This is a genomic window from Anaerolineae bacterium (genome assembly GCA_035529315.1).
Lineage (GTDB): Bacteria > Desulfobacterota > Desulfobacteria > Desulfobacterales > ETH-SRB1 > Desulfaltia.
This window is the reverse complement of sequence record DATKWZ010000040.1, coordinates 1-15540: the sequence shown is the minus strand read 5'-3', so window position 1 is coordinate 15540 and position 15540 is coordinate 1. Positions and strand designations below refer to the sequence as shown.

The following is a 15540-nucleotide window of genomic DNA, read 5'->3' as shown; positions in this document are numbered from 1 at the left end:
TTCCAGATGGTAAAATTGTATGGCAAGAAAAAGTGAGCTCACTTTAGGCACTTTAATTATTTTAACACTTAAATCTAAGGCTATGCTTTGATAAATTAGATCCAACTATTTGATTATAAAGGAGAAACAATATGAAGAATATCAAGATTGTTTTCTGGGTAATTATTATCGGGTTTATTATTTTGCTTTTGTTTCAAAATCAGGAAATTATTATTGCAAAACAGAGTTTTAAGTTAGACCTGATGGTTGTTGATGAGTATCATACACCGGAATTGCCTAATGGAATCATATACTTTGTATGTTTATTGACAGGCTTCTTTATAGCCTTTTTTGCCGGTCTCGCAGACAGATTTAAATTCAGAAAGAATATCAGAACCCTTAAAACTGCCAATAATTCACAACTTGAAGAAATCTCGGCCCTGAAAAGCAGGCTGGAATCAGCGCAGGAGGTTTCTTCCGAAACCATTATAGAGAGCACAGAGGTAACAGCAGGGGGTTAGGGATCAGAGGATTAAGGTAAGGGATTAGGGATTAGGGATTAATCCTGTAATCCTCTAATCCTATTAATCCGCGTAGCTCTTAACACTTAACACTTAACACCTGATCTTATATGCATCCTTTAAAAGCAACACCTATGATAAAACAGTATCTGTCCATTAAGGGCAAATACCCTGATGCAATTCTATTTTATCGGATGGGTGATTTTTATGAAATGTTTTTCGATGATGCCAAGCTTGCCTCCGGAATACTTGAAATCACCTTAACCTCCAGAAACAAGAATGATGAATCTCCCATTCCCATGTGCGGCATACCGTTTCGGGCAGCCCAGGGTTATATTTCACGACTGATAGAGCATGGCTGCAAGGTCGCAATATGTGATCAGGTTGAGGACCCGTCAACGGCAAAAGGGCTTGTAAAAAGGGAGGTTGTACGTGTCATAACCCCGGGCATGATTGTTGATAATGAACTTTTAGATGAAAAATCAAATAATTATGTCCTTGCCCTGTCCAAAAACAACGATATTGCGGGAATTTCCTATCTTGATCTTTCAACCGGGACATTTCGTCTGTCAGAATCCATTGATTTGCGTTTTATTATTGATGAAATCCAGAGAGTCTCGCCAAGTGAAATTATTTTACCTGAATCATCAAAAACCGACCGGTTTTTCTCATCAATAATGAACCTGCTGCCAGAAAAATCTGTAACTTTTCTGGATGATAATGCATTTGAATATAAAAAAGGATATGAAAGCCTTATTGATCAATTCAAGACTATTTCCCTCAAAGGGTTTGGATGTGAAAACTTAAAGGCAGGTATAAGGGCGGCAGGCGCTTTAATATTTTATGTCCGGGAAACCCAAAAACAAAAAATTGAACATATTAAAGGTGTTGAAACATATTCATTAACCAATTACCTTATAGTTGATGATTTAACCTGCCGAAATCTTGAATTAATGACAAATATCCTATCCGGCAGCAAACAGGTATCGCTTCTTGGAATAATAGACCGTACCATAACTTCCATGGGAGGAAGGCTGCTTAAAAGATGGATCAGATATCCCCTTGTCGATGCTCGTGAAATCAGGTTAAGGCTTGATGCTGTTGAAGATGCAAAGAATAATATTCAGATTCGCAGAGATATCAGGGAGAGTTTAAAATCCGTATATGATCTTGAACGTCTTGGCAGCAAGATTTCCATGGGATATTCAAATGCAAGGGATCTTTTTGCAATAAAACGTTCCATAAATAGTCTCCCGGATATATTTTCCAGTCTTTCACATCTTAAAGCAGAGGTTTTCAAATGGGATGAGGATGTTGACAATCTATATCAACTGGCAGAGCTGATTAAAAGGGCGATTCGGGAAGATGCGCCTCCAACGATTAATGAGGGTGGTATAATCAAACCGGATTTTAATCAAGAGCTCTCCGAACTTATTGAAATCAGCCGGCAGGGCAAAAACTGGCTTGCAAAACTGGAAGCACAGGAAAAGAAAACCACAGGAATAACCTCACTCAAAGTCAGGTACAACAGGGTGTTTGGATACTATATAGAGGTTCCCAAAGCACGCCTGAACGCTGTTCCGGATTACTATATCCGAAAACAGACCCTGATAAATGCCGAACGTTTTATTACAGATGAACTTAAAAAATATGAAGATGATATTTTAGGCGCACACGACAGGATAGCTTCACTTGAGTATAAAATATTTAACGATATCAGGCAGGAAGTTGTAAAAAACAACACATCTATTCAGAAGATCGCCAAATTTTTAGCTGATCTGGACGTTCTGTGCGCTTTTGCCGAAGTTGCCGATCAAAATGGTTATAACAGGCCTGAAATTACTATTGACGGGACTATTCTGATCGAAGACGGACGTCATCCAGTAGTGGAAAAGATGATTTTGGGGGAACGTTTTGTGCCGAACAGTATTAAAATGGATAATGATGAAAACCAGATACTTATTATAACCGGCCCCAATATGGCAGGAAAATCTACGATTCTTCGGCAGGTGGCGCTTCTGGTTATCATGGCACAGATGGGCTCTTTTGTGCCCGCAAAAAAGGCTTCAATCAGCATTACAGACAGGATATTTACCAGGGTTGGAGCCTTGGACAACCTTTCTCAGGGCCAGAGTACCTTTATGGTGGAGATGCAGGAGACAGCCAATATTTTAAATAATGCAACAGGGCAGAGTCTTATTATTATGGATGAGATAGGCAGGGGCACAAGCACATTTGACGGTCTCAGTATTGCCTGGGCGGTTGCGGAATACCTCCACGATATAAAGACCTGTGGTGTAAAAACCCTTTTTGCCACCCACTACCATGAGTTGACAGAGCTCGCCAAAACAAAAAAACGGGTAAAAAATTATAATATTGAGGTAACTGAATGGAATGATGAAATAATCTTTTTAAGAAAGCTGGTTGAAGGTGGCACTGATCGAAGCTACGGCATTCAGGTTGCCAGACTTGCCGGCATTCCAAACACAGTTATAAATCGGGCAAAAAAGATTCTTTTTAATATAGAAAACAGGGAGAGCAAATTAAACGGTTCTGTGAAAAAAGGGCAGGTCCAGTTAAATCTATTTCGCCGGCCGGAGTCTTTTGTAATAGAGAACCTGCAAAAGCTCGACACATTGAAAATGACTCCGCTGGAAGCATTGAACTATTTGCATAAACTGCAAAAAAGGTTGGAGGTTAAGGATTAAGGAAGAGACTGAGGTCAAAAGGGATAAAGTTTGAGTAAAAAATCATTCATATTATTATATTTTCTTGTTTGCTGTATTGTTGCGGTTATGCAGCCGGGAGTATCATCGGCTGTTACGGCAAGAGATGGGTATATTAAGGCTGAAGCCTGTTACAACAAGTTTTGCAAAAGTCCCCAAAAACAAAAATACAGGCATAACTGGCTGAATTGCATAGAAAAATTTCAGACTGTTTACAGGCATGATCCCTCAAGTCCGTGGGCTGCAGCAGGGCTTTATATGTCCGGAAAGCTTTATCAGGAGCTTTACAAAAGATCATATAAAAAATCGGACAAAAAGGAGGCCATTGATTTATTTGAGCGCATTGTAAAACGTTTTCCGAAAAGCAAATATAATTATAAGGCTGGTATGGCTATAAGAGCTCTTTTAATTCCCAAGGATCAAAATAAAGCACCAATTAAAACAGAAAATAAGGCATCAATTAAAACAGAAAATAAACAAAAACAAAATAAAGAAACCACCAAAGATAATGCTTTAAATCCGGAAAAACTTTCCATTATAACCGATCTTCGATTCTGGTCCAATCCAAACTATACCAGAATTGTTATCGACTCCGACAAAGAAACTTCATACACTCACAGACTTCTTGGGAAAGACCCTTTAATCCAAAAGCCCCAGCGTCTGTATGTTGATTTAAAAACCTCTATTTTAGGAAAAGCCACTGAAAAGAAAATCCCCATTAACGACAATCTGCTCAGCAATATGCGGGCCGGCCAGCACGCATCCGATTCGGTCAGGGTAGTTATAGACATAAAGTCGTTTAAGAATTACAAAATCTTTTCATTAAAGAACCCATTCAGGATTGTCATAGATGTGTGGGGAAAAGACACGGACACAACATATACGGCAGATTCTAAACTTATACCCTCAAAAAAGAACGGAAAGATTACTGCAAGCGCCCTGGCAAAGCAGTTGGCTCTTGGTGTTAACAGGATTATTATCGATCCCGGGCACGGCGGGCGTGATTATGGGGCGCCGGGTTATTTAAAGGATGTTCATGAAAGGAGCGTGGCGCTTAATATCGGGATGAAACTTGCTGAAAAAATTCGTGAAGACCTGGGTTGCGAAGTAATTATGACTCGCAATGGGAATAAATATCTTACACTTGAGGAGCGAACGGCAATTGCAAACACAAAGAATGCGGATCTTTTTATATCCATTCACACAAATGCCGCCAGAGACAGAAGGGCTTGCGGTATTGAGACCTTTTTCTTAAACCTTGCCACAGATGATGATGCCATATTGGTTGCCGCACGTGAAAACGCCACATCAACCAAGAACATAAGCGATCTGCAGACTATTTTAAGCGATCTTATGCAAAATGCCAAGATCAATGAATCAAGCCGTCTGGCATACCATGTCCAGGAATCCATGTATAAAAATATGAAAAAGGACTACACGAGTATAAAGAATAAAGGGGTAAAACAGGCGCCCTTTTATGTTCTCCTTGGAGCCCAGATGCCTTCCATACTGATAGAAACATCCTTTATAAGCAATTCCAGGGAATGTAAAAGATTAATCAATTCAAAATACCAGAACCATTTATGCGATGCCATAGTAAAAGGTATCAAAAGCTACATTAATGAGACAAATCCAACCGCTTTTTTAAAAACAGATGCTAAAAAAGGCTCAAAGGGGTAAAGTCTAAAATTACACAACCCAAGTTAATTCTTTGACATTATAAGTTAAATTAGTTTATGTATTGACGTTGTTTTATCCGTGTGTTTCTGTGTGGGTCTGCGGCAGAGATTTAGGGATTATGAAATTAATTTCTTCGTGTTCTTCGTGGTGAAATATATATGGAAACAGGATAGAGATCAGAGGGAAATTGGTTATAATTTTAAAATTTTAGCGCCTTTGCGCCTTTGTGCCTTTGCGTGAGGAAATGAATTTGGTTCTGTTTATATAGGTTGCGATTATGGTAAAAAATAAAAAAACCGTTCAATTAGTATGGGGGATTGCCCTTGTTTTAGCCGGAATAGGGGTATTTTACAGAATACCTCAGGTTATGCCCAAAATAGAGCAGATCAAACAGTTTTCTTCGATAATGTTTTTCATACGTTTTTGTTTCTATTTTTTAGGTGTTTTGCTTATCGGCGGAGGAGCAAAGAAACTTTATGCTAATTACAAAGGCCAAAAAGACTCGGACGAGAGACCTTTTACCAACACTTAACACTTAACACCTTTTTACTAAATATGCTGAATAATACTAATCTATTAGACACAAAGCTTGCAAATGTCAGGAACCTCAAATTTGAGGTGGAATACAGGACTAAACTCCAGGATATTTGCAACAAAATATACGCTGCATCTAATATAGATGAAATCCTGGTTGATCTGAAGGACGAAATCACGGGACTTTTTGAAGCAGAAAGACTTACTGTTTATGTTGTGGACGGTAAAAAAAAAGAACTGGTCTCACGCTTCAAGTCCGGCGACGAAATATCAGAAATACGCATCCCTATATCTGCAGACAGTATAGCCGGATATTCCGCTTTAAAGCAGAAACTGATTAATATCAAAAATGTTTATGATGAAAAGGAGCTCTGCGCAATCGATTCCGCTCTTAAATTTGATAAAAGCTGGGATCAAAAAACAGGTTTTAAAACAAACCAGGTTTTAGTAGTTCCGACCATTTTTAAAAAATATCTTCTTGGCGCTGTTCAACTGATAAACCATACAGCTGGAACTTTATTTGCCAAGCGTGATGAGGAGTCGGTAATCGAACTGGCCAAGATACTTGCGATCGCGCTGTATAATCAAAAACGGATAGCAATGGCCAAGATAAACAAGTTCAGTTATCTCATCGAAAATCAAATTATTATCCAGAAAGAGCTCGATAAGGCCATTGTCGAAGCAAGGCGAAGAAAAGAACTTGTTGAAAATATTTTGATGTCTGATCTTAAAATCTCCAAAAATGATATAATAAAATCGTTTAGTAAATTTTACGATGTTCCATATGTTGAATACAATCCAAAAACACCTATTCCCGGCGATCTTCTTGTAGGCCTGAAAGTTCCTTTCATGCGCAAGAATCTATGGGTACCTTTGCATATTGATAGTGACGGAAATATCGTAGTAATAGTGGATAATCCGTATAATCTTCAGAAGATTGACGAAATAAAAGGGCTTTTCCCAGGGAAAAAACTGGTGTTTCGCGTGGGATTAAAGGAAGATGTCCTGAATTATATTAAGCTGTTTACTCAGGACGCAAAAGAACTTGCCGATATGGATGAGATACTCAGGCAGCTTCACGATGAGGCAACAGAAATAGAGGATGCCGAGGCCGGGGTAACAGAGGAAGCCAGCGCAGTGGTTCAGCTTGTAAATAAGATCATTACTGATGCCTACAATCGCGGCGCTTCAGATATTCATATTGAACCATATCCAGGAAAGGAGAATACACGGGTACGGATAAGGATAGACGGAAATTGCGAATTATATCAGAACATACCTTACAGCTATAAAAACGCTGTTGTGTCACGCTTAAAGATCATGTCCGACCTTGATATAGCGGAACGTCGCAAACCCCAGGACGGAAAGATTAAATTTAAAAAATACGGCGGCCCCGACATAGAGCTCAGGGTCGCAACCGTTCCAACTCAGGGGGGGCTGGAAGATATTGTAATGCGTATCCTTGCGGCAGGCGAACCTATTCCGCTTGACAAGATGGGTTTTTCAAAAGAAAATTATGAAAATATTGTAAGTGTAATAACTAAGCCCTATGGCATAATATTTGTGTGCGGCCCCACAGGTTCAGGTAAAACCACCACGCTTCATTCAGCTTTGAGCTATATTAATAAGGTTGAAACCAAGATTTGGACTGCCGAAGATCCTGTTGAAATTACTCAGGCCGGCTTGAGGCAGGTTCAGGTAAAACCAAAGATAGGATTTGATTTTGCCGCTGCAATGCGAGCATTTCTAAGGGCGGATCCGGATGTTATTATGGTTGGTGAAATGCGGGACAAGGAAACCACATCGATCGGCATAGAAGCATCACTCACCGGTCACCTGGTATTTTCAACACTTCATACCAACAGCGCTCCGGAAAGTATAATAAGGCTTCTTGATATGGGGATGGATCCTTTTAACTTTGCCGACGCTATTCTGTGCATCCTTGCTCAAAGACTGATTCGTACTCTATGCAAGGATTGCAAGAAGAAATATCATCCATCAAGAGAGGAATATGATGAACTTGTCCGGGAATACGGCGCTGAAGGTTTTAAAAAAAACGTAAAAATTCCTTACTCGGACGATTTGGCTCTATACAAACCCTTGGGATGCCAGGCATGCGGCAACACAGGATATCGTGGTCGTATGGGCATACACGAACTGTTAATGGGAACCGACGTGCAGAAAAGATTGATACAGAGCTGTGCAAAAATGGATGACATTCGAAGTCAGGCTATAAAGGACGGCATGACTACACTTAAGCAGGATGGAATTAAAAAGATTTTTGACGGATACTGCAATCTTCTTCAGGTAAGAAAAGTCTGCATTAATTAATATGAAACAGGGAATTAGCTTGTTAGGCTGAAGGCTGTTTTTCCTTCATTCAAAATTCAAAACTCAAAATTATACTTAACACCTGACACTATGCGCACAGGCATTGGATATGATATTCACAGATTAGTACGTGGACGTCAGCTGATTATCGGCGGGGTTGCGATTCCATTTGAAAAAGGCCTTCTCGGGCATTCAGATGCAGATGTACTTGTTCACGCATTGTGCGATGCGCTTTTAGGTGCGGCAGGCTTGGGCGATATCGGCATATATTTTCCTGATACAGATAAGCAGTTTAAAGATATAAGCAGCATAAAACTCCTTGTTAAAACCTGTGAAATGGTTAAGCAAAAGGGCTTTACAGTAAAAAATATTGATTCAGTTGTTTTTGCCCAGGCTCCGAAAATTTCGCCGTATAGAGAAGAAATGCAGAAAAATATTGCGCAAACAATGGAAATTAAGCCAAGCCAGGTCAATATTAAAGCCACTACCACTGAGGGCCTTGGAATTATTGGAAAGGGAGAAGGGATAGCCGCAATGTGTATTGTGCTGCTAATCGAAACTTAACACCTAACACCTAACACCTAACACCTTATATGACTCTTCATATTTACAATACATTAAAAAGAAAAAAGGAGCTGTTTGAACCTCTCGAAGAGGGAAGGGTAAGTATGTATGTTTGCGGCCCTACTGTTTATGATTCCTGTCACATAGGACATGCCAGGTCTGTTGTTACCTTTGATGTTATAGCCCGCTATTTTAAAGAAAAAGGCTATAATGTAATCTATGTAAGAAATTTTACCGATATTGATGACAAGATAATCAACAGGGCCAATCAGTTAGGTATTGCTCCATTAGCACTTGCCGAAAAATATATCGGTGAATTCCATGATGATATGCAAGCTCTGAATGTTGAAAAGCCCACTGTTGAGCCAAGAGCCACGGAGCATATTGACAGGATAATAAAGGTTATTGAAATATTGATTGAGAAAGGCTTTGCATACAGGATAGACAATGATGTCTATTATGCGGTTGAGTTGTTTAAAGACTATGGAAAACTTTCCGGGCGCAGGCTGAAGGATATGGAGGCAGGCGCAAGGGTGGATATTGACAAAAGGAAACGAAATCCTTTTGATTTTGCTTTATGGAAATCGTCAAAGCCCGGAGAACCGGTCTGGGATAGCCCGTGGGGCGAGGGCAGGCCCGGATGGCACATTGAATGTTCGGCCATGAGCGCCGAATATTTAGGGGAAACCTTTGATATTCATGGTGGAGGAAAAGATCTTATTTTTCCGCATCATGAAAATGAAATAGCCCAGTCAGAGGCTGCATTTGGAAAAACTTTTGTCAGATACTGGATTCATAATGGTTTTGTAAATATTAATCAGGAAAAAATGTCGAAATCGCTCGGGAACTTTATTATACTAAAGGAAATAATAAAGCATTATCACCCTGAAGCATTGCGGCTTTTTCTTCTTTCCAAGCATTATCGCAGCCCTGTTGACTTTACAGACAAGGCAATGGATGAAGCTGTTGCCGGTCTTGATAAAATCTATGCGCTGCTTGAGCGTATTGAGAAACAATTCGGGTCTGCATCAGGCAAAGATAAAACCAAAGATGTCACTGTGTTTTGGGGGCAATTCTGTAAAGCCATGGATGATGATTTTAATACCGCCCTTGGAATAGCCACGCTTTTTGAAGTTGTTCGCGGCATGAACCGCCTGCTGGATGAAAATAAAAACAGCTTTTCTCAAGACGCTGAAGATAAAATAGACTCGGGCCGGACGGATATTCTAAAAATGGGCGCAATCCTCGGCATACTTAATGAATCACCTGAAGACTATTCTGCAAAAAAAAGATCCACAGGACTTGAAAAAAAATCGATCGATTCTGAAATAATTGACAAGATGATAAAGGAGCGGATTGAGGCCAGAAAGGCAAAAAACTGGGCCATGGCCGATCAAATCAGAAAACAGCTTGAAGAAATAAATATAATTATTGAAGATAGCCCCGAGGGCACTGTCTGGAAGATAAAGAGTTGAAGTTATAAGTGCCTTAAGTGAGCTAAAGTGCCTTCCCTTCGTGATCTTCGTGGTAAAATAAATAGAAACAGAAAACCGCAGAACCGCAGAACAAGGAACCGCAGAATGTCGAAGTGTTTAAATACTTCATCATTCGAAATTCCTTGTTCGATATTCGTTATTCAGATTCTTAACACCTGAAACTTAACACTTAACCTAACACCTAACACTTAACACCTAACACACTTTTTATTATGTCATCCTTTAACCTTATATCAGATTTCACACCAAAGGGAGACCAGCCAAAGGCAATTGAATTATTAAGCAATAGTATCTTGTCCGGCAACAAACACCATGTGCTTCTGGGGGTCACAGGGTCGGGCAAAACATTTGCCGTGGCAAATATTATTAAAACACTTCAAAGGCCGACCCTTGTGCTGGCGCCCAACAAGACCCTTGCCGCCCAGCTTTATAGTGAGTTCAAATCACTCTTTCCTGAAAACAGTGTCGAATATTTTGTAAGCTACTATGACTATTATCAGCCTGAAGCCTACATCCCTGCCAGCGATACCTACATACAAAAAGATTCCTCTATCAACGAAATGATAGACAAATTGCGCCATAGCGCGACCAGATCCGTGCTTTCACGCAGGGATGTTATTGTTGTTGCAAGCGTATCATGCATATTCGGACTTGGCGCGCCTGAAGACTATCTCTCTATGAGTGTTGACATGGAAACCGGCATGGAGCTTGTTCGAAATAAGCTTCTGTCCAGGCTTGTTGCCATGCAATATGAACGAAACGATATTGATTTTCACAGGGGGGTTTTCAGGGTAAGGGGGGACAGGGTTGAGATATTTCCTTCCTATGAAGAGGAGAGCGCTGTTCGTATCGATTTTTTCGGAGATCAGGTGGAGACTATTTCAACATTTGACACTTTAAGAGGGCATGTTACAGATCGTTTGGAAAAAATTAGAATATTTCCTGCCAGCCATCATGTGGCTGATAAGCAAACACTTAAAAGAGCGATAAAAAGCATTCGCAATGAGTTAAAGGAAAGGATCGATTATTTTAGAAACGAAAATAAACTGATAGAGGCTCAGCGTATTGAAGAGAGAACAAATTTTGATCTTGAGATGATGCTTGAATTAGGCTACTGCAACGGTATTGAGAATTATTCCAGGCATTTAACCGGAAGAGGTCCAGGTGAACCGCCGCCGACCCTTTTTGATTATTTTCCCGACGATTTATTAGTATGCATTGATGAAAGTCATATTGCCGTGCCACAGATTCGCGCCATGTATAATGGTGACAGATCCCGCAAGACCACCCTTGTAGAATACGGGTTCAGGCTCCCATCTGCTCTTGATAACCGGCCCCTTAAGTTTGAGGAGTTTGAATCAAAAACATCACAGGTTCTTTATACATCCGCGACCCCTGCTGAATACGAACTTGATAAGGCAAAAGGGGCCGTAGCCGAGCAGATCGTAAGGCCCACAGGCCTTCTTGATCCTCAAATTGATGTAAGAAAAGCACAGCATCAGGTTGACGATCTTTTTGAAGAGATTCAGTTATGCTGTAAAAGGAATGAAAGGGTCCTGGTTACTACCTTGACAAAGCGCATGGCTGAAGATCTTACAGAATACTATCAGGATCTTGGCATAAGAGTTCGCTATCTTCATGCAGACATAAAGACATTGGAACGGGTCGATATTATAAGGGATCTCAGAACCGGCAAATTTGATGTTCTTGTCGGGATAAATCTTCTTCGCGAAGGGCTTGACATACCGGAGGTTACACTTGTAGCTATACTGGATGCCGACAAGGAGGGTTTTTTACGTTCAGCAAGGTCTCTTATTCAAACATGCGGCAGGGCTTCCAGAAATGTCGGCGGCAGGATAATAATGTATGCCGATCATATAACAAAGTCTATGAAACAGGCAATAGATGAGACAAACCGGCGCAGAAAAATTCAGGAGGCTTTCAACAAAAAGAATAATATTATTCCAACAACCATCAAAAAAGATATTATGCCTGTCTTTTTTTCATCATATGGTTCTAAAGATACATCCACAGACAAGGTTGCTGAAGCTATTGCCGCATATGAGTCCCTGGACAATATCGACGATATTATTAAATCCCTTGAAAAAGAAATGACGCAGGCCGCAAAAGAGCTTGAATTTGAAAGGGCGGGAGAGCTTCGCGATCAGATAAGGGCTCTTAAAAGGATATCGCTGTATTAAGTGTTAGGTGTCAGGATCGCAGGAATCCTTGCCCCTCGCGTCCATTGTTGCCTTGACATATAACTATATTTTTGACATATTTGCTTACCCAAAAAGCAAATTCCCATATATTGCTTTTGCCTGTATTTACCTTATCTAAAAAATGAACTTCTTTTAAATGGGGTGTTGAATTTTGAAAACTACTAAAAGAAAACCTGTGTTGCTCTACTTCTGTATATTTATTTCATTTTTAACCTTTATGCTCCTTTCTTTCTCTCAAGCTTTCTCTCAAGAACCCTCTTTGCTCAAGGAGGGTATTAAACAGTATAAGGAGGAAAACTATGAAGAGGCCTTCGAAATCTTGACAAAGGCACGCATCCAAGATCCAGGCTCCTCTCCTGCTGCTTTCTTTTTAGGGCTTACATACAAGCAGATGATGAATTATTCAAAAGCCCTGGAAAACTTTAGAGATGCCGTGACCCTTAAGCCCCAAATTAAGGAAGCCCTGGTTGAACTTATAGATCTTGCAATTCAACTTGGAAAATTCGAAGAGGCAAAGAAATGGATAGGAGTGGCCGAGGAAGAAAAAATATTTGAGACTAAAATAGCTTTTCTGAAAGCACAGCTCCTTGTTAAGGAGGGCAGTTACTTAAAGGCTATTGAGGCATTTGAAAAAGCCAAATCCCTGGATAAATCTCTTGCACAGGCAGTAGATTTTCAGGTTGCCCTTTGTTACATGAAGTTAAAACAACTTAAAAAGGCAAAGGAACTCTTTCAGGCTGCAATCATACAGGATCCTGAAACTGATATGGCAACATTTGCCCGCCAATACCAGGATATGGTGGAACAAAGGATAGCGCTTGAAAGACCGTTTCGTATAACATTGGGGGTTTCGGGAAATTACAACAACAATCTATTGTCCAATCCAAACGATCATGAGTATACATCGGGCAGCATGAACGAGGAGGTCTATTTTACATCTCCATCACTTCGGATAAATTACACGCCCGCAATTAAGAGCCCCTGGCTCTTTACCGCTCAGTATGCTCTGTCAGGCAGTTTCCATGATAAGTTTTCCACCACGCGTGATACTATAAGCAACAGCATCAGTATTGTCCCTGGTTATAATTTCGGGAGGTTTACATTAAATCTGGCGACAACTTACAGCTACTCAATGCTAAGGGACCCAAGTCAGAAGGAATACTCTGATTCTTTGAGTGTCGGCCCGATGTTGCGAATGGCTTTGGCTCAAAACCAGATGCTGGAGCTTTTTGGCGGTTACAGCCGAAAAGAATATTTTCAACCACCGAGCCGCGAGGAAGAAGACAAGGATTCAACAGGGTATAATGCATATATAAGCTGGATATGTATGCTCAAGGGCACATTTTTAAATCTCAAATATGAATATATCTTTGAAGATACAGACGGGGTATGGTGGGATAACAAGGGGCACAAGTTCTCGGCCAACGTTGTAATCCCCTTGTTTGATAAGGTTAAATTACAACTCAGCAGCCAGGTGTTTCTGCAGGATTACAAAAACAACCACATACTTTTGGATAATAATCAAAGAGAGGATGAAACTTATACAGGCTCCCTGGGACTTACCTGGGAATTCATGAAGAACACAAGCCTGATAACACAGTTTACAAAAACCCGTGTTGACTCAAACATAGGTTATTACGAATACGAACAAGGACTATATAGTGCGGGTTTGGAGTACAGGTATTGATCTAAAGCTTTAGCTCCTTTCTTCCAAAAAAATAAAATAGGTTTCAATGGTGAAAACAACATACCATTGGTTAAAATTGCTGGTTTTATTTTCAGGGTCAAAAAGATAAAATTTCAGCCGATTTTAAAAGCTGCTATGCATAACCACCTGTAATTAAAGAATCATACATGTCTTTATAACAAAATCCAAAGGCCTCAAAACCATATGTGGCATATTAATTGCTTTTCTTTAACTAAAACTATAAAAAATATCATTATCTTAACAACTATAAGAAGGTGTTAATATGAAACGCACAGTCTTTTTTATGATTCTTCTATTTCTTTTGAGCCCTTTTTGTTTATCGGCTCATGCAAAAACAGTGGGCCAGTTCAGTAAAGTTGAAGGCAGAGTTGATATCACCAGCCTTGGTGGATCGGCCAGGCCTGTCAAAACAGGGGATGATGTAGGTGAAGGTGATATTATTCGTGTTAAGAGTAAATCAAAGGCGGAAGTTATTTTTGTAGATGGTGGAATCCTTCGTATCGCCCAGGAAAGTCGAGTTGGAATTGACGAATACATTACGGAAAAAGACCACAAGAGTGAAATTTTTAACCTCTTTAGAGGTAAAATAGAAAATGTGGTAAAGAAAAGCGGCGGTTTTTTCGGTATCAAGAAAAAGGGTAAACATGAGGTTCATACTCCCACTGCTGTTTGTGGCGTTAGAGGGACCGATTTTTTTAGCACCTATCAGAAGGGTATAACCAACTTTGTATTCAAAGAGGGTAATGGGTATGGTTACAGCAAGAATAAACCTGATCAAGTGATGAACATCAATACAGGTCAGGCAATGATGGTTATTAAACCTGATCTTCCGCCCTTAGTAAGGATGGCTACAGTTGAAGAGATTGCCAGCCACTCGGCTGATACGAACGTCAAGGAAGATGAGAACAAAGATGATGATAAAAAGGCAGGTGAAGGAGCAGACGATAATAAGCAGGATGGCAAGGCAAAAGACAAGGAGCCGGGAAAAGACGAAGAAAAAGACCAAAAGTCAGGGGATGATAAATCGGAAGATAAAGGCCCTGGTGATGACAAGCAAGGTAATAAGGAACCGGGAGACAATGATCAAGGCGGTGATAAACGTGGAGATAATGATAAGCGCGGTGATAATGATGAAGGTGACCGCAGCAGGAATCGTCATGCACGAGCCGACGATAGATCAGGTGATGACAATCGCGTAGATGATAATGAGCCTGGTAGAGATCGTAGACGCGGAGATCGAGGCCCAGGCGACGACAGACGTGGTGACGATGATGGCCCAGGAGATAATTACGGACCAGGCGATGACAGACGCGGAGATCGACGAGGCCCAGGCGACGACAGACGCGGAGATCAAGGCCCGGGCGACGACAGGCGCGGTGAATACGGCCCGGGCGACGACAGACGTGGAGACAACGGACCTGGAGATAACAGGCGCGGCAACTATGGGCCTATGGATAATTCCGGCCCCGAAGATGGTCGGGGTAATTACGGACCAGGAGGTCCAGGTGGCCCGGGTGGCCCGGGTGAACCTCCAAAGGGAGATTATGTAGCAGGTGGACCACGTGGTGATTATGGCCCGGGAGGTCCCGGCGATTATGGCCCCGGTGGACCGGGTGATTATGGGCCGGGTGGTGGACCACGTGGTGACTATGGTCCAGGAGGTCCCGGCGATTATGGCCCAGGAGGACCGGGCGACTATGGTCCAGGCGGCAACTATAGTGGAGGACCGGGCGACTATGGTCCGGGTGGCAACTATGGTGGACCGGGCGGTGATTACGG

The 15540-nt window shown here is 41.1% G+C and carries 10 protein-coding genes; all 10 read left to right on the top strand.

Annotation, left to right across the window (positions count from 1 at the left end):
- Positions 1–131: 131 nt before the first annotated feature.
- Positions 132–500 (top strand): hypothetical protein, encoded by a 369-nt coding sequence (locus tag VMW78_07810; protein HUV50907.1) that lies wholly within the window; start codon positions 132–134, stop codon positions 498–500.
- Positions 501–610: 110 nt separating this feature from the next.
- On the top strand, positions 611–3208 hold the full coding sequence (gene mutS, locus VMW78_07805) for a DNA mismatch repair protein MutS (GenBank protein HUV50906.1): 2598 nt from the start codon (positions 611–613) through the stop codon (positions 3206–3208).
- A gap of 30 nt (positions 3209–3238) precedes the next feature.
- A complete protein-coding gene (locus tag VMW78_07800) occupies positions 3239–4906 on the top strand; it encodes an N-acetylmuramoyl-L-alanine amidase (GenBank protein HUV50905.1) in 1668 nt (555 codons plus the stop codon).
- Positions 4907–5183: 277 nt separating this feature from the next.
- Complete coding sequence (locus VMW78_07795; GenBank protein HUV50904.1) at positions 5184–5438, top strand: hypothetical protein; 255 nt, start codon at positions 5184–5186, stop codon at positions 5436–5438.
- A gap of 23 nt (positions 5439–5461) precedes the next feature.
- Positions 5462–7771, top strand: a complete 2310-nt coding sequence (locus tag VMW78_07790; GenBank protein HUV50903.1) for a GspE/PulE family protein — start codon at positions 5462–5464, stop codon at positions 7769–7771.
- Positions 7772–7861: 90 nt separating this feature from the next.
- Positions 7862–8335, top strand: a complete 474-nt coding sequence (gene ispF, locus VMW78_07785) for a 2-C-methyl-D-erythritol 2,4-cyclodiphosphate synthase (protein HUV50902.1) — start codon at positions 7862–7864, stop codon at positions 8333–8335.
- 29 nt (positions 8336–8364) lie between these two features.
- On the top strand, positions 8365–9810 hold the full coding sequence (cysS, locus tag VMW78_07780) for a cysteine--tRNA ligase (GenBank protein HUV50901.1): 1446 nt from the start codon (positions 8365–8367) through the stop codon (positions 9808–9810).
- 233 nt (positions 9811–10043) lie between these two features.
- The gene (gene uvrB / locus VMW78_07775; GenBank protein HUV50900.1) at positions 10044–12032 is read left to right on the top strand and encodes an excinuclease ABC subunit UvrB; all 1989 of its coding nucleotides are present in this window, start codon (positions 10044–10046) and stop codon (positions 12030–12032) included.
- 340 nt (positions 12033–12372) lie between these two features.
- Entirely contained in the window at positions 12373–13740 is a 1368-nt protein-coding gene (locus tag VMW78_07770) for a hypothetical protein (protein ID HUV50899.1), read from the top strand.
- Positions 13741–14023: 283 nt separating this feature from the next.
- Positions 14024–15540, top strand: a 1517-nt coding sequence (locus VMW78_07765; protein ID HUV50898.1) for a FecR domain-containing protein, incomplete at its 3' end; no start/stop codon positions are given.